The organism is Pseudomonas sp. NY15372 (genome assembly GCF_048068215.1).
Classification (GTDB): Bacteria; Pseudomonadota; Gammaproteobacteria; order Pseudomonadales; family Pseudomonadaceae; genus Aquipseudomonas; species Aquipseudomonas guariconensis_A.
In genome coordinates this window covers 1-17990 of the sequence record NZ_JBLUPY010000020.1, presented here as the reverse complement: position 1 = coordinate 17990, position 17990 = coordinate 1, and the positions used below count along the sequence as shown (strand labels likewise).

At 62.3% G+C, this 17990-nt stretch carries 19 protein-coding genes; 13 read left to right on the top strand and 6 right to left on the bottom strand.

The genetic code is table 11. The features are described 5' to 3' along the window. Nucleotides 1-55 precede the first annotated feature (55 nt). Nucleotides 56-2626 carry a DNA mismatch repair protein MutS gene (gene mutS / locus ACNFG0_RS14955; protein WP_416765438.1) on the bottom strand — a complete coding sequence of 857 codons (2571 nt, stop codon included), beginning with the start codon at nucleotides 2624-2626 and terminating at the stop codon, nucleotides 56-58. 145 nt (nucleotides 2627-2771) lie between these two features. Next, a complete protein-coding gene (locus ACNFG0_RS14950; protein WP_196144864.1) occupies nucleotides 2772-3572 on the bottom strand; it encodes a phytanoyl-CoA dioxygenase family protein in 801 nt (266 codons plus the stop codon). A gap of 235 nt (nucleotides 3573-3807) precedes the next feature. Here ACNFG0_RS14950 and ACNFG0_RS14945 point away from each other — a divergent pair, with 235 nt between their 5' ends. Further along, complete coding sequence (locus tag ACNFG0_RS14945) at nucleotides 3808-5193, top strand: amino acid permease (protein WP_416765436.1); 1386 nt, start codon at nucleotides 3808-3810, stop codon at nucleotides 5191-5193. A gap of 1 nt (nucleotide 5194) precedes the next feature. Here ACNFG0_RS14945 and ACNFG0_RS14940 read toward each other — a convergent pair whose 3' ends face one another. Beyond that, on the bottom strand, nucleotides 5195-6091 hold the full coding sequence (locus ACNFG0_RS14940) for a LysR substrate-binding domain-containing protein (RefSeq protein ID WP_416765434.1): 897 nt from the start codon (nucleotides 6089-6091) through the stop codon (nucleotides 5195-5197). Nucleotides 6092-6240: 149 nt separating this feature from the next. On the opposite strand from ACNFG0_RS14940, the gene ACNFG0_RS14935 reads away from it, so the two are divergent. The 7 genes from ACNFG0_RS14935 (at nucleotide 6241) to recX (ending at nucleotide 11380) form a co-directional block, all read left to right on the top strand. Next, nucleotides 6241-6987, top strand: coding sequence for an XRE family transcriptional regulator (locus ACNFG0_RS14935; RefSeq protein WP_416765432.1), 747 nt, complete (start codon nucleotides 6241-6243; stop codon nucleotides 6985-6987). Between the two features lie 236 nt (nucleotides 6988-7223). Then, on the top strand, nucleotides 7224-7556 hold the full coding sequence (locus ACNFG0_RS14930) for a phage holin family protein (protein WP_196144868.1): 333 nt from the start codon (nucleotides 7224-7226) through the stop codon (nucleotides 7554-7556). A gap of 188 nt (nucleotides 7557-7744) precedes the next feature. Next, nucleotides 7745-8539, top strand: coding sequence for a hypothetical protein (locus tag ACNFG0_RS14925; protein WP_416765431.1), 795 nt, complete (start codon nucleotides 7745-7747; stop codon nucleotides 8537-8539). A 41-nt stretch (nucleotides 8540-8580) separates the two neighbouring features. After that, complete coding sequence (locus ACNFG0_RS14920; protein WP_416765430.1) at nucleotides 8581-9129, top strand: hypothetical protein; 549 nt, start codon at nucleotides 8581-8583, stop codon at nucleotides 9127-9129. 118 nt (nucleotides 9130-9247) lie between these two features. After that, nucleotides 9248-9730: a CinA family protein gene (locus ACNFG0_RS14915; protein WP_196144871.1), complete on the top strand. Its 483-nt coding sequence runs from the start codon at nucleotides 9248-9250 to the stop codon at nucleotides 9728-9730. A 106-nt stretch (nucleotides 9731-9836) separates the two neighbouring features. Next, nucleotides 9837-10904 (top strand): recombinase RecA, encoded by a 1068-nt coding sequence (gene recA, locus ACNFG0_RS14910; protein WP_023381942.1) that lies wholly within the window; start codon nucleotides 9837-9839, stop codon nucleotides 10902-10904. Between the two features lie 8 nt (nucleotides 10905-10912). Next, the gene (gene recX, locus ACNFG0_RS14905; protein WP_416765428.1) at nucleotides 10913-11380 is read left to right on the top strand and encodes a recombination regulator RecX; all 468 of its coding nucleotides are present in this window, start codon (nucleotides 10913-10915) and stop codon (nucleotides 11378-11380) included. Between the two features lie 193 nt (nucleotides 11381-11573). Here recX and ACNFG0_RS14900 read toward each other — a convergent pair whose 3' ends face one another. Continuing rightward, the gene (locus ACNFG0_RS14900) at nucleotides 11574-12692 is read right to left on the bottom strand and encodes an LOG family protein (RefSeq protein ID WP_196144873.1); all 1119 of its coding nucleotides are present in this window, start codon (nucleotides 12690-12692) and stop codon (nucleotides 11574-11576) included. 400 nt (nucleotides 12693-13092) lie between these two features. On the opposite strand from ACNFG0_RS14900, the gene ACNFG0_RS14895 reads away from it, so the two are divergent. Next, on the top strand, nucleotides 13093-13299 hold the full coding sequence (locus ACNFG0_RS14895) for a hypothetical protein (protein WP_196144874.1): 207 nt from the start codon (nucleotides 13093-13095) through the stop codon (nucleotides 13297-13299). On the opposite strand, the gene ACNFG0_RS14890 is transcribed toward ACNFG0_RS14895, so the two are convergent. Then, nucleotides 13300-13722: a quorum-sensing-regulated virulence factor family protein gene (locus ACNFG0_RS14890; RefSeq protein WP_196144875.1), complete on the bottom strand. Its 423-nt coding sequence runs from the start codon at nucleotides 13720-13722 to the stop codon at nucleotides 13300-13302. Nucleotides 13723-13941: 219 nt separating this feature from the next. On the opposite strand from ACNFG0_RS14890, the gene ACNFG0_RS14885 reads away from it, so the two are divergent. The 3 genes from ACNFG0_RS14885 (at nucleotide 13942) to ACNFG0_RS14875 (ending at nucleotide 15995) form a co-directional block, all read left to right on the top strand. Then, nucleotides 13942-14652 (top strand): tRNA-uridine aminocarboxypropyltransferase, encoded by a 711-nt coding sequence (locus ACNFG0_RS14885; RefSeq protein WP_196156023.1) that lies wholly within the window; start codon nucleotides 13942-13944, stop codon nucleotides 14650-14652. 256 nt (nucleotides 14653-14908) lie between these two features. Beyond that, nucleotides 14909-15559, top strand: a complete 651-nt coding sequence (gene erdR / locus ACNFG0_RS14880; protein ID WP_084854459.1) for a response regulator transcription factor ErdR — start codon at nucleotides 14909-14911, stop codon at nucleotides 15557-15559. Nucleotides 15560-15632: 73 nt separating this feature from the next. Continuing rightward, a complete protein-coding gene (locus ACNFG0_RS14875) occupies nucleotides 15633-15995 on the top strand; it encodes a diacylglycerol kinase (protein ID WP_084854460.1) in 363 nt (120 codons plus the stop codon). Here ACNFG0_RS14875 and ACNFG0_RS14870 read toward each other — a convergent pair whose 3' ends face one another. Beyond that, nucleotides 15996-16922, bottom strand: a complete 927-nt coding sequence (locus ACNFG0_RS14870) for a LysR family transcriptional regulator (RefSeq protein ID WP_196144877.1) — start codon at nucleotides 16920-16922, stop codon at nucleotides 15996-15998. Between the two features lie 120 nt (nucleotides 16923-17042). On the opposite strand from ACNFG0_RS14870, the gene fpr reads away from it, so the two are divergent. Next, a complete protein-coding gene (fpr, locus tag ACNFG0_RS14865; protein WP_196144878.1) occupies nucleotides 17043-17822 on the top strand; it encodes a ferredoxin--NADP reductase in 780 nt (259 codons plus the stop codon). Nucleotides 17823-17990: the final 168 nt, after the last annotated feature.

The window sequence follows — 17990 nt, the reverse complement described above, 5'->3', positions numbered from 1 at the left end:
TAACCTGCAGCACCGGCAAACCGCGGCGGATTCTACCAGCTTGTTGTGGGCGCCGTTATAACAGGTTTTTCAGTTGATATAGCGTTTCGATAGCTTGGCGTGGCGTCATGTCGTCCAGGTCCAGCTTGCCCAGCTTCTCGATGGCTGGGTGGGGCAGGCTGGCGAACAGGTCGCTCTGGTGCGGCACTTGCGGCTCGCCCTTGGCGACCTTGATCGGTTGCTCATGGGGCAGGCTGGCGGTTTCCAGGCGGCCCAGGTGCTCGCGAGCACGTTGGATCACCGGCGCCGGCACGCCGGCCAGTTGCGCCACGGCCAGGCCGTAGCTCTGGCTGGCAGGGCCGGGCAGTACATGGTGCAGGAAGACGATGCGTTCGTTGTGTTCAGTGGCGTTCAAATGCACGTTGGCTACCAGCGGCTCGCTCTCCGGCAGCACGGTCAGCTCGAAGTAGTGCGTGGCGAACAGCGTGTAGGCGCGCAGCTGGGCCAGACGCTCGGCGGCGGCCCAGGCCAGCGACAGGCCGTCGAAGGTACTGGTACCGCGGCCGACTTCGTCCATCAGCACCAGGCTGCGGTCGGTGGCGTTGTGCAGGATATTGGCGGTTTCGCTCATCTCGACCATGAAGGTCGAGCGCCCGCCGGCCAGGTCGTCGCTCGAGCCGATGCGGGTGAAGATACGATCGACCAGCGACAATTCGCAGCGCGCTGCAGGGACGAAGCTGCCGATATGCGCCATCAGCACGATCAGTGCGGTCTGGCGCATGTAGGTGGACTTACCGCCCATGTTCGGGCCGGTGATGATCAACATCCGCGTGTTGTTGTCCAGCGCCAGGTCGTTGGCCACGAACGGCGTGGTCAGCACCTGCTCGACCACCGGATGACGGCCTTGGTCGATGCGCAGGCAAGGCTCGTCGACGAAGGTCGGGCAGTTGAGGTCCAGGTTCAGGGCGCGCTCGGCCAGGTTGCTCAGCACATCCAGCTCGGCCAGGGCGGCTGCGCTGTCCTGCAGCGGCGCCAGGTGGCCGATCAGAGTCTCGAGCAAGGCGTCGTAGAGCATCTTCTCGCGAGCCAGGGCGCGGCTCTTTGCCGACAACGCCTTGTCCTCGAAGGCCTTGAGCTCGGGGGTAATGAAGCGCTCGGCACCCTTGAGGGTCTGCCGGCGGATGTAGTCGCCTGGCGCCTGCTCGGCCTGTTTGGTGGGCAGCTCGATGTAGTAGCCGTGTACACGGTTGTAGCCGACCTTGAGGTTGGCCAGGCCCGTGCGGGCTTTTTCCCGGGCTTCCAGGTCGATGAGGAACTGGCCGGCGTTCTCGCTCATGGCCAGCAGCTCGTCCAGCTCGCTGTCGTAGCCGGCCTTGAGTACGCCGCCGTCGCGGATCACCGCCGGCGGGTTGTCGATGATCGCCCGCTCCAGCAGGCTGGCCAGTTCCGGGTAGGTGCCGGTGATCGCCGCCAGGCGTGCCAGGTGCGGGGCTTCGAGCTCGGCCATGGCGTTCTGCAGCTCGGGTAGGGCGCCCAGGGCATCGCGCAGGCGGGCAAGGTCACGCGGGCGGGCGTTGCGCAGGCCGATACGAGCCAGGATGCGCTCGATATCGCCGATTTCCTTGAGCTGCGGCTGCAGCTTTTCGAAGCGGTAGCCATCGAGCAGGCAGCGGATCGAGTCCTGGCGTGCCTTGAGCACCTTCAGGTCGCGCAGCGGGCGGTTCAGCCAACGGGTCAGCAGGCGGCTGGCCATGGCGGTCTGGCAACGGTCGATGACCGATTGCAGGGTGTTGTCGCGGCCACCGGCTAGGTTGACGTCCAGTTCCAGGTTGCGACGGCTGGCGCCGTCCAGGATCACCGTGTCGTCCATGCGCTCATGGCGCAGGCTGCGCAGGTGTGGCAGGGTGGTGCGCTGGGTTTCCTTGGCGTAGGTCAGCAGGCAGCCGGCGGCGCCGATGGCCAGGGTCAGCTTGTCGCAGCCAAAGCCCTTGAGGTCCTGGGTCGCGAACTGCTGGCACAGGCTCTTGCGTGCCGAGTCGCGGTCGAAATCCCACGGCGCGCGGCGGCGGCAGCCCGGGCGCTTCTCCGCCGGCAGGCCCTGGGGCCAGTCGTCGGGGATCAGCAGTTCCACCGGGTTGATGCGCTCGAGCTCGGCCAGCAGGTTTTCCCAGCCCTTGATTTCCTGGACGGTGAAATTGCCGCTGGTGATGTCCAGCACCGCCAGGCCGAACAGACGCTCATCGCCCAGCAGCGCGGCGATCAAGTTGTCGCGGCGCTCGTCGAGCAGGGCTTCGTCGCTGACCGTGCCGGGGGTGATGATCCGCACCACCTGGCGCTCCACCGGCCCCTTGCTGGTGGCCGGGTCGCCGATCTGCTCGCAGATCACCACCGACTCGCCCAGCTTGACCAGCTTGGCCAGGTAACCTTCCACCGAATGGAAGGGGATCCCGCACATGGGGATCGACTGGCCGGCGGACTGGCCACGGGCGGTCAGGGTGATATCCAGCAGTTTGGCGGCTTTCTTCGCGTCTTCGTAGAAGATCTCGTAGAAATCGCCCATGCGGTAGAACATCAGCTGGTCTGGGTGCTGGTTCTTCAGCTTCCAGTACTGCTGCATCATTGGTGTGTGTGCGGAAAGGTCAGACATTCAAGGCCTTGAAGCTGTGCGTCTCAGACAAAATGCGAAACGCCCAAGTCTACAGGTTCTTGCCTGCCGGGCACAGGCGCCCAGGCCACTTCGTTGATCGCCGCAGCGGCCCTGCCCCGTGCAGCTGGGCGCGGGGCAGGGGCGTTCAGTTGCGTTGCCAGACCACCGGGAACCAGTCTTCGCGCATGCGCTCGCCGTCGCGCAGGTTGATGCCCGGGAAGGGCGGCGATGTGCGGCCGGGGCGTTGCACGTAGCGCACGTCGTCGCCCAGGAAGCGGGTGGAGAAGGCGCGGCGCCTGCCGGTGCCGGTGTTGCCGGCTGCGCCGTGCACGGTGCGGAAGTCGAAGACGATGGCGTCGCCTGGCTCCAGTTCCGGCGACAGGATCTGGTATTCGCCGTTCTCTACGTCCGGCATGTCCATGTACAGGTTCTGGCCGTCGGCGTCGGTGGCGCCGTAGAAGTCCTGGTTGCTGGCCCAGCGCTTGGGGCGAACCGGCTTGGGCCAGCGGTGCGAGCCAAGCACCACGCTCAGGGTGTTGTGGCGGGTGACCGGGTCCAGGGGGATCCAGTAGCTGGCGGTCTGCAGGCCCTCGACGCAGTAGTAGGGCAAGTCCTGGTGCCAGGGAGTGGGCTTGGCGGTGCCGGGCTCCTTGACCAGGATGTGGTCGTGGAACACCTGCACCTGCTGGGCGCCCATCAGTTCGCCAGCCAGGCCGGCGGCAGGCGAGTTGAGCACGAAGTCGGTGAATGCGGGGATGCGCTGCCAATTGCAGTAGTCCTCGAAGAACCGCCCGCCCTCGCCGGAGCCGACGTTCTCGATGGCGAAGGCGCTGGGTTCGGCCAGGTTCTGCTCGAAGCCTTCGCGCAGGCGTTCGATCCAGTCCTTGAACACGCCACGCAGGATCACTGCGCCGTCGCGCTGATAGTCTTCGATGTGGGGATTCATGGGGCAGCCCTCTCATTATTGTTGTCGTGGCACCAGCATCGGATGCCGGCGAGGGCCGGGTAAATCACAGAATTCCTATTCGTCACTATAGCTATTCTGTATGCCCCGCCTTGTTGTCTTGCCTTTCGATTGGCCGGTTAATAGCCCTGCGCCCTGCGGTTTCCGGGCCTTGCGTGAACCCTTCCACGGCAGCGCGACTGCCGGCCAAGAACAAGAACAACGAGGAGTCCCTGGGATGAACGACCACAACAACCTGCGACGGGGCCTGAGTACCCGGCATATCCGCTTCATGGCGCTGGGCTCGGCGATCGGCACGGGGCTGTTCTATGGCTCGGCGTCGGCGATCAAGCTGGCCGGGCCATCGGTGCTGTTGGCCTACCTGATCGGCGGTGCGGCCATCTACATGATGATGCGCGCCCTCGGCGAGATGGCCGTGCGCAACCCAGTGTCCGGCTCGTTCGGGCAGTACACCAGCCAGTACCTGGGGCGCTACCTGGGGTTTCTCACCGGTTGGAGCTATGCGTTTTCCATGCTGGTGGTGTGCCTGGCGGACGTCACCGCCTTCGGCGTCTACATGGGCCTGTGGTTCCCCGATACCCCGCGCTGGATCTGGGTGCTGGGCATCGTCTGCTTCATCGGCGCGCTGAACCTGTGCAGCGTCAAGGTATTCGGTGAAATGGAGTTCTGGCTGTCGCTGCTCAAGGTCACTGCGATCATTGCGATGATCCTGGCAGGCGGCGCGGTGCTGCTGTTCGGCATCCAGCTGGGCAATGGCGCCGAGACCGTCACCGGGCTGTCCAACCTGTGGAGCCACGGCGGGTTCTTCCCCAACGGCATCGGCGGGATGATCGCCTCCTTCACGGTGGTGATGTTCGCCTTCGGCGGCGTCGAGATGATCGGTATCACCGCCGGCGAAGCCAAGGACCCCAAGCGTGTGCTGCCCAAGGCGATCAATTCGGTGCCGCTGCGCATCCTGCTGTTCTACGTGCTGACCTTGGTCGTGCTGATGGCCCTCTATCCTTGGACCAACATCGGCAGCCAGGGTAGCCCGTTCGTGCAGATCTTCAGTGGCCTGGGCATCGGCTCGGCGGCGACCCTGCTCAATATCGTGGTGATCTCGGCGGCGGTTTCGGCGATCAACAGCGATATCTTCAGCGCCGGGCGCATGATGTACGGCATGGCCCAGAACGGCCAGGCTCCTTCGGGGTTCTCGCGTCTGTCGCGTTTCGGCGTGCCGTGGATGACCGTGGTGGTGATGGGCGTCGCCCTGCTGCTGGGCGTGGTGCTCAACTACCTGGCGCCGGAGAACCTGTTCCTGATCCTGGCCGCCGTGGTGACCTTCTCGATCGTCTGGGTGTGGCTGATGATCCTGCTTTCCCAGGTGGCCATGCGTCGTGGCATGAGCCGCGAGGAAATCGCCGCGCTGGACTTCCCAGTGCCACTGTGGCCGGTGGGGCCAGCCTTGGCCATCGTGTTCATGCTGTTCGTCTTCGGGGTGCTGGGCTGGTTCCCAGACAGCCGCACGGCGATGTACGTGGGCCTTGGCTGGATGGCGCTGCTGTCGGTGGGCTACTGGCTGTGGGGGGCGCGCCAGCCGCGCCCGGCGCCGGTTAGCGCCTGATTCAGACGGAAAACAGCTCGCTGGCCCAGCGCAGGAATGCCTGGGCCGCAGGCGAGGGGCGCATGGCGCTGGATTGCGCCAGCACCACCGACTGCGGGCTGACCGCTTCGCGCAGGGGCCGGCAAGCCAGTGGCCGGCCATCGTAGCTCTGGTCGCCGGCGGGGCGGGTACATGACAGCGCCACGCCATAGCCATGGGCCACCAGCCCGCGCTGCATCTCGAAGGTCTGGGTCAATTGCTGGGCGCGCGGCTGCAGGTCGTGGGCCCAGAACAGCGACAGGAAGTATTCGCGGGTGCGGGCAATGTCTTCGAGGATCAGGCACTCCTCGGCAAGCTCAGCCAGCGAGACCTGTTCCTGGCGCGCCAGAGGGTGATCCACCGGCAACAGGGCATAGGGCGCTACCTGCGCCAGCACACGTCGCTCGATCTGCGGGTCCAGGCCCACGTCATAGGTCAGTGCCAGTTCCGCCTTGCCATCGTTCAGGCGTCGGTTGACGCCCGTCAGATCGGTCTCGAACAGGGTGATGGCGACTTCCGGGTGACGCTGGCGAAAGCCGCTGAGCAGGCGCGGTGCGTACCAGGGGCCCAGGTCCTGGAAACAGATCAGGCTCAGGTTGCCGCGCAGCACTTCCGGTTCATCCCCTGCCGTGCCGATGCCTGCCGCCATGGCCAGTATCTCCCGCGCCTGTTCGAGCAGCTGGCGCCCGGCCGGGCTCAATTCCAGGCCACGGCTGGCCTGGCGCAGGAACAGCTTCTCGCCCAGGATCGCCTCGAGCTGGGAGATCGCCAGCGACACCGAAGGCTGGGAGATGTGCTTGGCCCGTGCCGCGGCGCTGACGCTGCCCTGTTCGGCGGTGGCCACGAAGTATTCGAGCTGGCGGAAGGTAAAGCCGATCATTGTTGTTCTTGTCCTTCTATTGGCAGGCCAAATCATCCCGTGCCACCGGGCCTATGAGCCTACAAGGAATTGCCCGCTCGTGGGGAACGGCAGGAGAAGATGACGTGCATGGATTGCATTTGCGTTGCAGCACATCCATGATGCACGGTATGCAAAAACGCAACGTAGCCTCCGTACTCAGAGTACTGCTCGATCGCCACGGCCTGTCCCCGACGGAGCTGCACCGGCGCACGGGCGTTCCCCAATCCACCTTGTCGCGCATTCTCAGCGAGAAGATCGTCGACCCGTCCGACAAACACGTGTCGAAGATCGCCGATTATTTCGGCGTGAGCACCGACCAACTGCGAGGCCGTGCCGAGCTGGACGAGCCCCGTGAACTGCGCGAGTCGGTGCAAGCGGCCCGTGGCCATGCGGAACTGAGCGACATCAGCCTGTGGGACGACGAAACCCCGGTCGAGGACGACGAGGTTTCCGTTCCCTTTCTTCGAGAGGTCGAGTTGGCAGCAGGATCAGGACGATTCGTCATCGAAGAAAGCGAACGCGCGCGCCTGCGTTTCGGCAAGCGCAGCCTGCGCCACAATGGCGTGCAGTTCGACCAGGCCAAATGCGTGACGGTACGTGGCAACAGCATGTTGCCGGTGCTGCGCGACGGTGCCACGGTGGGCGTCAACACCGGCAAGTGCTCCATCGGCGACATCATCGATGGCGACCTCTATGCCATCAACCACAACGGCCAACTGCGGGTGAAGCAGGTCTATCGCCTGCCCACCGGCATCCGCCTGCGCAGCTTCAACCGCGACGAGCACCCTGACGAGGACTACAGCTTCCAGCAGATGCAGGAAGAACAGATCAGCCTGCTCGGCCATGTGTTCTGGTGGGGCATGTACGCTCGCTGATGGGGCATCTGTGAGGAAAAAACCCGCTTCGGCGGGTTTTTTTTCGCCTGTGGAAAATCCCTACAAGCCGTGTCGTGCATGGCTTGCATGCATAACAGCAGATTCCTTATGCACAAAAGCATGATGAAATGCATTGACCGCCTATGCATTGATGCATATTTTGTCTCCGAAGCCGCTGAATGAGTTACGGAGTGGCGGTGATGGAGGCCTTTGGAATTCATATAGGAGGCGGGGCAGTGATGAACGAGCAACAGATGTTGCTGGAGGTGCCGTTCTGGCTGGTGATCGTTCTGGCGTTGGTGGGCGGGCTCTGTGGCGAGATGTGGCGGGCCGACAAGGCCGGTGCTCGAGGCTGGTCCTTGATGCGACGGCTGGCGTTGCGATCCGGGGCGTGCATGGTCTGTGGTGTTTCGACAGTCATGTTGTCGTATGCCAGCGGTATCTCGATCTGGAGTGCTTGTGCCTTGGGGTGCATGACCGCGCTGTCGGGCGCCGACATCGCGATCGGATTTTACGAGCGCTGGGCAGCCAGGCGGCTGGGATTGAAGGATGTTTCCCAGGATCGGTAATGCTGGGGCGGCGAATTGATGTTCTGCGGTGACGACAAGGAAACGATCCTCAGGGCCGTCCAACCTAAGCCAAGGCGAGTCGTGGTGTTCGATGGCGAAATTCCCCATGGCGCGAGAGCGCCAGCGACGAGTTGCAACAGATTGCGCATGAGCGTGGCGTTCAAAACGTTGATCAAGGAGTAAGGCGCATGGCCAGGACGGTTGAAATTATTTTGGGGTATGTCGATAAACCCGTGGGCGCGGCAGCGGCCGGTACTTCACTGATTGACCAGTACAATAGTGATAAGAAGGGGTTCGCCCTCGTCAATCAAAGCGCCCAGACAGGAGCGGCGGTGGCGGGTGTAATCTCGATCGTGAAATTGACCGCTGGGTTTACTCCGTTTCTCAATATCAAAACGAATACGCTTGCGGCGACGACGGTGTTTCTGAAAATAACTGCTCAATATCGTACGGATAAATCTTTTGAAACTGGCGATATTCTTAGTTTGGTCGGGAATGTGGCGGGTGTCGTAGGGAGTGTGATATTGCTGACTGGCGCCGCTCAAGCATCTCTCCCGTTCGTTGCGATAGGCATAGGTGCTAACGTAGCGGGCATTGTTTTATCAGATGTAGCGACGAAGTTGTATGCTACCCTGCTGAAACCATTATGGGAAAGGCATTTTCGTGCCAATCCGAAGTCGGCGTACCCCACTTACTGGGTGGCCCCTGACTTGAAGCTTGTATCGCTAGCGCAGATCGACTCTCTCTATGGGAACCGTATCGCAGTTAACCAGTGGGATCCAAGTACACGTGTTGTTACACTTGTAGGAAAAAGCCGGCATCTTTATAGCGGCACTATAGGGTCTACTGGAGGCTACATTGAGAACGGACATTCGGGGCCTATGATTTTTCCGCTCCCGGAGCCACCGGGATGGCGAATCGATATTGGGCCTATCGAAATTGTCAGCCCGCAGGGCGCTTTTGGTATCGATCGCTACCATTGAATGTCCGTCGGGTCATAGCCACGAACGTGCTCAGGTATTAAATGTCGTCGATTGCTCAATTTGCCGCACTGCTTAAAATACAACCCCCTAAGGTGCAGGTCTTGAATGTCTTGCTGGTAGGGGTAACCCTTTTAGCGATAGCGGCAATTTACCATAGCGGCCTTAGAACCTATACGCCGCCGGATGCGAAAAATTTGGTCACTGTAGAGGCATGGATTAATGGCTATGCTTCTCCGTGGGAATATAATCGTTCGGTGCTCAGATTTGGTGTCTCCTATATTGATCAGGAGGGGAGGCAGGTCCAATCGGCTTTTTTGGATGCCGGCGTTTATGAACGAGAAAAACTGCGAATAGGTTCAAGGCTGCGTATGACAATTGAAGTGGGTGAGCAAGAAACTGTGCTTCGAGCGTTAGTGAGCCCAGAAGGGAAGGTGCTATTCGACGACAACTTCAATCAACAGGTCGTGGCTTGGAATAACGAATCGATTTGGCAGGCTGTGGTGCTTTGTACCCTTGCCGCCATGGGGTTTATTTTTGTTGCACTCTTGATTGCGTGGAAACATCGCCGGGTGCTTTTGGGACGATCTTGATTTAACTGGATTCGTTCCTATTTGTGTGTAGGAACTTGCAGGGCGCCGCATTGATGGGGGCCGCTCCTCGTTCGCGGCGTCTGTGCTAGGGTGACGGGCAGTCTTCAAGGAGCGCACCATGGACCCGATCACCGTTCTCTCCACCCGCCTGGGTGAGCACTTGCGGCGTTTCAATGCCCAGGTGACCACTGCCGAGTCCTGCACCGGCGGGGGTATCGCCGAGGCCATTACCCGCATTCCCGGGAGCTCGGCCTGGTTCGAGGCCGGCTACGTGACGTATTCCAATCTGCAGAAGACCCGCCAGCTGGGTGTACCCGAAGCGCTGTTCGCCGAAGTCGGCGCCGTCAGCCAGGAAGTGGTCGAGGCCATGGTCCGTGGAGCCCAGGCCGCCAGTGGCGCACGTTTTGCCGTGGCGGTCAGTGGCGTGGCCGGGCCAGACGGTGGTTCACCGGCCAAGCCGGTGGGTACCGTATGGCTGGCCTGGGCCGATGGTGTCCATGTGACCAGCGAGCGCCGGCACTTCGACGGCGACCGCGAAGCGGTGCGCCGACAGACGGTGATCGCCGCGTTAGACGGCTTGTTACAGCTTGGTGCGGAGTAAATCGCCTGGCGGGGGTTTGCGGAATCGTATCCCTGTGGAATAATACTGGCTACTTATACAGGTATTCCCGGCCCCAGGGCCGCCAGTCGATCACGTGAGGATTTCAATGGACGACAACAAGAAGCGCGCCTTGGCTGCGGCCCTGGGTCAAATCGAACGCCAGTTCGGCAAGGGCGCAGTCATGCGCATGGGCGATCACGAGCGCCAGGCCATTCCAGCTATCTCCACCGGTTCCCTGGGCCTGGACATCGCCCTGGGCATCGGCGGCCTGCCAAAAGGCCGTATCGTCGAGATCTACGGTCCGGAATCCTCGGGTAAGACCACGCTGACCCTGTCGGTCATCGCCGAAGCCCAGAAGAACGGCGCCACCTGCGCCTTCGTCGACGCCGAGCACGCCCTCGACCCGGAATATGCCGGCAAGCTGGGCGTCAATGTCGACGACCTGCTGGTTTCCCAGCCGGACACCGGTGAGCAGGCGCTGGAAATCACCGACATGCTGGTGCGCTCCAACGCCGTCGACGTGATCATCGTCGACTCCGTGGCCGCGCTGGTGCCCAAGGCCGAGATCGAAGGCGAGATGGGCGACATGCACGTGGGCCTGCAGGCTCGTCTGATGTCCCAGGCGCTGCGTAAAATCACCGGTAACATCAAGAACGCCAACTGCCTGGTCATCTTCATCAACCAGATCCGTATGAAGATCGGCGTGATGTTCGGCAGCCCGGAAACCACCACCGGCGGTAACGCCCTGAAGTTCTACGCCTCCGTGCGCCTGGACATCCGTCGTACCGGCGCGGTCAAGGAAGGCGACGAAGTCGTGGGCAGCGAAACCCGCGTCAAGATCGTCAAGAACAAGGTCTCGCCACCGTTCCGCCAGGCTGAGTTCCAGATCCTCTACGGCAAGGGTATCTACCGCAACGGCGAAATCATCGACCTGGGTGTTTCCCAAGGTCTGGTGGAGAAGTCCGGTGCCTGGTACAGCTACCAGGGCAACAAGATCGGCCAGGGCAAGGCGAACGCCGCCAAGTTCCTGCAAGAAAACCCAGCCGTGGGCGCCGAGATCGAGAAGCAGATCCGCGAGAAGCTGCTCAACGCCGGTGCCGTCGCTGCCGCAGGCAAGGCTGCTGCTGCCGAAGCCGATGCCGACGACATGGCTGACGCCGACGCCGGTTATTGATTGGCCCTATGTCCGTCGTACTCGACACCCCCGTCGCCGTCCGGCGGACAGCCATGGACCTGCTCGCACGCCGCGAGCACGGTCGTGTCGAGCTGACGCGCAAGTTGCGTCAGCGCGGCGCACCGGATGAGTTGATCGAGCCTGCGCTCGACCGGCTTGCCGAAGAAGGGCTGCTCAGTGAAGCCCGTTATCTCGAGAGTTTCATTTCCTACCGTTCCAATGCCGGCTATGGCCCCGCGCGTATTCGCGAAGAGCTTGGCCTGCGCGGTCTGAACCGTGGTGATATCGACCAGGCCCTGCGTGACAGCGGGGTAGACTGGGCGGCCCGGTTGCAGGACGTCTGGCAACGCAAGTTCGCCGGGCAACGCCCCCATGATCCCCGTAGTCGTGCCCAGCAAACCCGATTCCTGGCTTATCGTGGTTTCCCCATGGATCTGATCGGCCGCCTGCTCAATGGTCGGGATCTGGACGACTGAGCATTCCCATACAGGATGCCGTGCCCTGTGGTGAATGCGCTCTAGCGGTTTGTGTTGAGCTGTCCATGTTCGCGGCTATTTGGATAGGGCTTCGCCCTTGATCGCGGGGCAAGCCCGCTCCTAAGGCCTGCGGGCAAACAGTGGAGCGGCTTGGCGATCGGGTCGGGACATACCCCGCAATGCAATTGCTCCTTCAATCGACTTTCAAGGCCTCCCGCGCCCGTTGGGTCGTATGCATTGGCTGTGGTTTGGCCCAGTTTTCCGGCAGGTTGATGAAATCCACCAGTTCGCGCAGGCGGCCTTGGTCGCGACCGTTGAAGGCGAAGGTCAACCGGGTGAGGTGGCTAAAATTGCCAACCTCGTGCTCAAGCCCGCTGTCGGGCTGTTGATGGTATTTGCCGCTCAGGCGCAGGTCGGCGAACCCCTCCTGGATGTCATAGAGCGCCGCGTCGCTCAACGGGTGATGCATGCGGATGACGAACTGGTTTTTCAGCCAGCGGCTTGAGTGATAGTTACTGTAGAACTGGTTGATCTCCTCGACGGCTTCGTCGGCGCTGTGCACCAGGCGTAGCAGTTTCAGGTCGCTGGGCAGGATGTAGCGGTTTTCTTCCAGTTGCCGGCTGATGAATGCCAGGGCGTCGCGCCAGAAGCTACCGCCGGGCGAGTCCAGCAGCACCACCGGCACCAGCGGGCTTTTGCCGGTCTGGATCAAGGTGAGTACTTCCAGCGCTTCATCGAGCGTACCGAAGCCGCCTGGGCACAAGACCAGCGCGTCGGCTTCCTTGACGAAGAACAACTTGCGGATGAAGAAGAAGTGGAACGGCAGCAGTTTTTCCGTGCCATCCACCGTGGCGTTGGCGTGCTGCTCGAAGGGTAGCGTGATATTGAAACCCAGGCTGTGTTCAGTGCCGGCGCCTTCATGGGCGGCTGCCATGATGCCGCCGCCGGCACCGGTGATGACCATCAGGTCCGAGCGCGCCAGGGTTGCCCCCAGCTCCCGAGCCAACGCATACATGGGGTGTTCCAGCGGCGTGCGCGCCGAGCCGAACACGGTGACCTTACGCCGCCCTTTGTAGCGTTCCAGGATGCGGAAGGAATGATCGAGTTCACGCAGGGCCTGCAGGGTGATCTTGGCGTTCCAGCGGTTGGTGTCGTCGTGGGCCATGCGCAGGATGGTCAACATCATGTCGCGGTAAAGCGGCAGGTTGGGGCTGTCGGGAGCAACCAGTTGCAGCTGTTCTTCAATCTTGCTCAGGTCGATACCGTTGTCCCTGAAGTGATTGAACAAGAGTTCGTTCGGTTGGTAAGGCATTCAACGTCTCCTTCTGCAGCAGAACCTCTGACCGGGCCGATGGCGTATCCCGGCCGCGACACTGCATGCGTCGCTGGCTGCTGTAGCCCGAGTATGCACGCCGGGCGTTGCAGTAGGCCTTCAAGGCCGTGGTGCAGTGGTAAATCCATCACGTTGTCGTTCTGTTTTGGACCGCAAATACCGTGCCCTCGGCATTCTCCTCGGTTTGCCGGAAATACACGGGGGGTTGCTATCAATCTAGACCCTGGCGCGCGATCGTGCTGCCTCGGATGACCCAGGCCGGGCGAAGGGCGCGCACGGCAAAGCAGAACGAGCAGCATTTCCACTCGTCGGATCGGATCCAAGCCTTGCGAAGCTCTGGTTAACTGGAGGCGCAGCGTCTCGATGCAGGAGGTTCGGCATGCATCGGTTGGTGATCGAGGTGGACAGGCAGCTGTACCTGCTGCTGGAGCAGGCAGCCCAGGCCAATCACCTGAGCCTTGAAGCGGAGTGCTTGCGCAGGTTGGGCGACGGCGAGCGACGGTCGCGCTACCTCCAAGCCCTGCTGGCAGAGCTGCGCGCCGACGAAGAGCAGCGGCGCGCCAACGACAACGACCGGGTGGCCTGATTACTTCTTCTTGTTGCCTGCTACGCAACTGGCGTTATTGAACGCCTGGTCCATGATCGGCTGGTTGGTCTTGTACACGGTGAACCGGTATACCAGCACCGCGCCTTTGGACATCAGCTGGCGGTAGCCGTTGTTACGGCAAACGCTGTCGCCCAGCTGGCTGCGCACTTGCTCCGGATTGGCGCGCATCCGCTCGGCATGGCTCTCGCGTACGCTCAGGTGGTTGACCAGTGCCTTGCCTTTCTCGACGGTATAGCCCTGGTCGAGGATGTCTTCGTTGATGGCGCGGGGGGTGCCGACGCTGCTTTCCTTGGCGACCTTCTCCAGCATCTGGTTGAGCTCGTATTCCTGCTTGGAGGCTGCCTGGGCCGCCAGGGGCAGGGCAAGCAACAGGCTCAAGGCCGGGATGGTAAAACGCAGCATGAATCTCTCCTGGTTCGATGACTGGCACTTTGACCTGCGCCGGCGAGCGGCGTTCCGTGGCCCCCGTATCGATGGGGATCCCAGGTCGCAAAAGCGCGATTATAAAGGAGGCGTCCGGCCGCCTGCACGGCAAATGACGCAGCCTCTGGTAGACTGGCGGCTCGTTTCCCGCCGAGTTGTCGCAGTGTCCGTTCCTTATCCTTCCAGAGGCTTGCAGCCATGAGCCACGCGGTAGCGCGCCTGCGCGCCGAGCGCCTGGCCCGCAGCAACAAACCTTTCATCGCCCGTGGCTCGCGCGCGGTGCGCTGCCCGGATTGCCGGGTGATCGCCAGCCATTGCCTGTGTGCCCTGAAGCCCAAGGTGCAGGCCGACGCCGGGGTGTGCCTGGTGATGCACGATACCGAGCCGCTGAAGCCGACCAACACCGGCTGGCTGATTGCCGACCTGGTCGAGGACACCGCAGCCTTCGGCTGGCAGCGAACCGAAGTCGACCCGCGCCTTTTGGCGTTGCTCGACGACCCCCAATGGCAGCCCTATATCGTCTTCCCGGGCGAGTTCGTGGCGCCGGAGCGGGTGGTCAGCGAAGTGGTGCGCGAGCCTGGCAAGCGGCCGCTGTTCATCCTGCTTGACGCGACTTGGACCGAAGCACGCAAGATGTTCCGCAAGAGTCCGTACCTTGACCGCTTCCCGGTGCTGAGCCTGCAGGCCGAACAGATGTCGCGCTATCGCCTGCGGCGTTCCAAGCGTGACGATCATTTTTGCACGGCCGAGGTTGCCGCCATGTGCCTGGAGTTGGCCGGCGACCAGCAGGCCTCCCGCGCCCTGGACGCCTACCTGGACGTCTTCAGCCTGCATTACCTCAGTGCCAAGCGGCATCTGCCGCTGGACTTGCAAGATGATGCCCACCAGCGCTTGCATACCTTCCTATAGTCCAAGGGGCAGGTGCGCCGGATTGGTTCATAATGTCCGGGCTGGCAGCCAGGAGGGCGGGTGCGACCGGGCGATTGGCTTGACCCCCCGGGCCGTGCTCGGCATTCTTGGCGCCGATTCGGGCACGACGAAGATGCTGTTACCCCGGACTTCGCCGTGCCTTACCGGCCGGCGGCCCTGCCGTTCGCGCCTTGAGTTGTCTGCCAGGTGCTTCTCCCACCCCTAGCGCCTGGCACAGAACAGGATCCATAGATCGATGGCCACATACGAAATCCTGATTGCCGATGACCACCCGCTGTTTCGCAGCGCCCTGCGCCAGGCCGTTACCCTCGGCCTGGGGCCCGATGTGCGGCTTGTCGAGGTGGCGAGCATCGCCGAACTGGAAACCCGCCTGACCGAAAAGGCCGACTGGGACCTGGTCCTGTTGGACCTGAACATGCCCGGTGCCTATGGTTTCTCCGGCCTGGTCCTGCTGCGTGGGCAGTACCCGCAGATCCCGGTGGTGATGGTGTCGGCCCAGGAAGAAGCGGCCGTGGTGGTCAAGTCCCGCGAGTTTGGTGCCAGTGGCTTCATTCCCAAGTCCAGCAACCTGGACGTCATCCAGGATGCGGTGCAGAAGGTGCTCGACGGCGAGGTCTGGTGGCCGCCTCAGGCGTTCGAGAAGGTCGATGTCTCGGCCGAAGCCAAAGCCGCCAGCGAAGGCCTGGCGAGCCTCACACCGCAGCAGTTCCGGGTATTGACGATGGTCTGCGAAGGCTTGCTGAACAAGCAGATCGCCTATGAGCTGAATGTCTCGGAGGCGACCATCAAGGCCCACGTGACGGCGATCTTCCGCAAGCTCGGTGTGCGTACCCGCACCCAGGCGGCCTTGCTGCTGCAACAACTGGAATCGGTTGCGAGCAGCTAAGTCCTCGTCCATTCACGCTTTTTTGACTCGGGTTGGACTAATCTGCCGGCCCTTTACCGGTGAAGTGACTCCCATGTCGCCATTCAAGGGCCAGACCGGCCTCAAACGTATCTTCAACGCCGCCGGCTACTCGCTGGACGGCCTGCGTGCCGCCTTCAAAGGCGAGGCCGCGTTCCGTCAGTTGGTGATCGCCAACCTGGTGCTGATTCCCCTGGCGTTCTGGCTGCCGGTCACCCGCGTGGAGCGGGCGATCCTCATCGCCGTGTGCCTGCTGGGCTTGATCGTCGAGCTGCTCAATTCGGCGGTCGAGGCAGCTATCGACCGCATCTCCCTGGAGCGCCACCCCTTGTCGAAGAACGCCAAGGACATGGGCAGCGCTGCCCAGCTGGTCGCCATGACCATGGTGGCGCTGGTGTGGGGCGTGATCCTGCTCTGATCAGGCGATCGGCGGCAGGACGATCTCGTCGCTGCGGCTGACACCGGCGGTGAAACTGCGGCACAGTTCGAGGAATTCGCGCATGGCAGAGGTCTGGTACTTCTGCTTGTGCCAGATGAAGTAGAACTGTCGGGAAAGGTCCAGTTGCGGGGTTTCCACCGGCACCAGGCTGCCACGGCGGAACGCGTCACGCAGGGCCAGGCGCGAGATGCAGCCGATACCCAGGCCCGACTCCACGGCCCGCTTGATCGCCTCGGTGTGTTCCAGCTCCAGGCGGATGTTCAGGTTGGCGCGATGGTGGCGCATGGCCTGGTCGAAGGTCAGGCGGGTGCCGGAGCCCTGTTCGCGCAGGATCCAGGCTTCGTGGGACAGCGTCTCCACATCCGCTCGGCCGACCTTGGCCAAGGGATGCTGGGGCGCACAGAACACCACCAGTTCATCCTCCACCCACGGCTGCACCTCGATGTCCGGGTGGCTGCAGTCGCCTTCGATTAGACCCAGGTCAATTTCATAGTGGGCCACCTGCTGCACGATATGGACGGTGTTCTGCACATGGAGCTTGACCTGGCTTTCCGGGTGGCCCTGCATGAAGCTGCCGATGAGCAGGGTGGCCAGGTAGTTGCCGATGGTCAGGGTGGCACCGACCGCCAACGAGCCGAAGCCGGTCTTGCCATTGAGCAGGTCTTCGATTTCCTTGGCCTGGTCGAGCAGGGCCACGGCCTGAGGCAACAATTGGTGGCCCAGGGCATTGAGGCTCAACCGTTTGCCGGCGCGGTCGAACAGCTGGCAGCTGGATTGACGCTCCAGTTCAGTGATCGAGGTACTGGCTGCCGACTGCGACAACGCCAGGACGCTCGCCGCCCGCGACACACTCTGGTGCTGGGCGACGGCGACAAAAACTTGTAGCTGACGAAGTGTGAATCGCATATCTATATAACCGATAAGACATATCTTGATAATCCATTTAACAGATATTGTCGCTGCCCCTAAAATATCGCGCAATAGTGCGCTTCGTCCGCGCTGCGTCTTTCTTCAGGAGCCCCATAGATGAGCAACATGAACCACGAACGTGTCCTCAGTGTGCACCACTGGAACGACACCCTGTTCAGCTTCAAGTGCACCCGTGACCCGGGCCTGCGCTTCGAGAACGGTCAGTTCGTGATGATCGGCCTGCAGCAGGACAACGGCCGTCCGCTCATGCGCGCCTACTCGATCGCCTCGCCGAACTGGGAAGAGCACCTGGAGTTCTTCAGCATCAAGGTGCCGGATGGCCCGCTGACCTCCCAGCTGCAGCACCTGAAGGAAGGCGATGAGATCATCATCAGCAAGAAGCCTACCGGCACGCTGGTCCTGGACGACCTGAACCCAGGCAAGCACCTGTACCTGCTCAGCACCGGCACTGGCCTGGCACCATTCATGAGCGTGATCCAGGACCCAGAAACCTACGAGCGCTTCGAGAAGGTGATCCTGGTTCACGGGGTACGCTACGTCAACGAAGTGGCCTACCGCGAGTTCATCACCGAGCACCTGCCGCAGAACGAGTTCTTCGGCGATGCGGTACGTGAAAAGCTGATCTACTACCCGACCGTGACCCGTGAGCCGTTCGAGAACCAAGGCCGCCTGACCGACCTGATGCGCAGCGGTAAGCTGTTCAGCGACATCGGCCTGCCGCCAATCAACCCACAGGACGACCGCGCCATGATCTGCGGCAGCCCGAGCATGCTCGACGAGACCGCCGAGGTTCTGGACAGCTTCGGCCTGAAGATCTCCCCGCGCATGCGCGAGCCAGGCGATTACCTGATCGAGCGTGCCTTCGTCGAGAAGTAAGCAGCACACTGCAATAAAAAACGCAGGCCTGGCCTGATGCCAGTCCGTTAAGCCTTGGGGCTGCTACGCAGCCCATCGCCGGCAAGCCCGCGCCCCACGGGTTTGGGGGGTGCGCCAGGGTGTGGGGGCCGGCGTGCCGGCGCGGGGGGGGGAGCGCGGCGCGGCCTT

What these genes read in the sequence shown, in the direction of transcription:
- ACNFG0_RS14870 (WP_196144877.1), bottom strand. Translation starts at nt 16,922, where the DNA reads ATGCGATTCACACTTCGTCAGCTACAAGTTTTTGTCGCCGTCGCCCAG.
- ACNFG0_RS14950 (WP_196144864.1), bottom strand. Translation starts at nt 3,572, where the DNA reads ATGAATCCCCACATCGAAGACTATCAGCGCGACGGCGCAGTGATCCTG.
- ACNFG0_RS14900 (WP_196144873.1), bottom strand. Translation starts at nt 12,692, where the DNA reads ATGCCTTACCAACCGAACGAACTCTTGTTCAATCACTTCAGGGACAAC.
- ACNFG0_RS14920 (WP_416765430.1), top strand. Translation starts at nt 8,581, where the DNA reads ATGTCGTCGATTGCTCAATTTGCCGCACTGCTTAAAATACAACCCCCT.
- fpr (WP_196144878.1), top strand. Translation starts at nt 17,043, where the DNA reads ATGAGCAACATGAACCACGAACGTGTCCTCAGTGTGCACCACTGGAAC.
- ACNFG0_RS14915 (WP_196144871.1), top strand. Translation starts at nt 9,248, where the DNA reads ATGGACCCGATCACCGTTCTCTCCACCCGCCTGGGTGAGCACTTGCGG.
- ACNFG0_RS14925 (WP_416765431.1), top strand. Translation starts at nt 7,745, where the DNA reads ATGGCCAGGACGGTTGAAATTATTTTGGGGTATGTCGATAAACCCGTG.
- ACNFG0_RS14940 (WP_416765434.1), bottom strand. Translation starts at nt 6,091, where the DNA reads ATGATCGGCTTTACCTTCCGCCAGCTCGAATACTTCGTGGCCACCGCC.
- recX (WP_416765428.1), top strand. Translation starts at nt 10,913, where the DNA reads ATGTCCGTCGTACTCGACACCCCCGTCGCCGTCCGGCGGACAGCCATG.
- ACNFG0_RS14875 (WP_084854460.1), top strand. Translation starts at nt 15,633, where the DNA reads ATGTCGCCATTCAAGGGCCAGACCGGCCTCAAACGTATCTTCAACGCC.
- ACNFG0_RS14945 (WP_416765436.1), top strand. Translation starts at nt 3,808, where the DNA reads ATGAACGACCACAACAACCTGCGACGGGGCCTGAGTACCCGGCATATC.
- ACNFG0_RS14935 (WP_416765432.1), top strand. Translation starts at nt 6,241, where the DNA reads ATGCAAAAACGCAACGTAGCCTCCGTACTCAGAGTACTGCTCGATCGC.
- ACNFG0_RS14890 (WP_196144875.1), bottom strand. Translation starts at nt 13,722, where the DNA reads ATGCTGCGTTTTACCATCCCGGCCTTGAGCCTGTTGCTTGCCCTGCCC.
- recA (WP_023381942.1), top strand. Translation starts at nt 9,837, where the DNA reads ATGGACGACAACAAGAAGCGCGCCTTGGCTGCGGCCCTGGGTCAAATC.
- mutS (WP_416765438.1), bottom strand. Translation starts at nt 2,626, where the DNA reads ATGTCTGACCTTTCCGCACACACACCAATGATGCAGCAGTACTGGAAG.
- ACNFG0_RS14895 (WP_196144874.1), top strand. Translation starts at nt 13,093, where the DNA reads ATGCATCGGTTGGTGATCGAGGTGGACAGGCAGCTGTACCTGCTGCTG.
- erdR (WP_084854459.1), top strand. Translation starts at nt 14,909, where the DNA reads ATGGCCACATACGAAATCCTGATTGCCGATGACCACCCGCTGTTTCGC.
- ACNFG0_RS14885 (WP_196156023.1), top strand. Translation starts at nt 13,942, where the DNA reads ATGAGCCACGCGGTAGCGCGCCTGCGCGCCGAGCGCCTGGCCCGCAGC.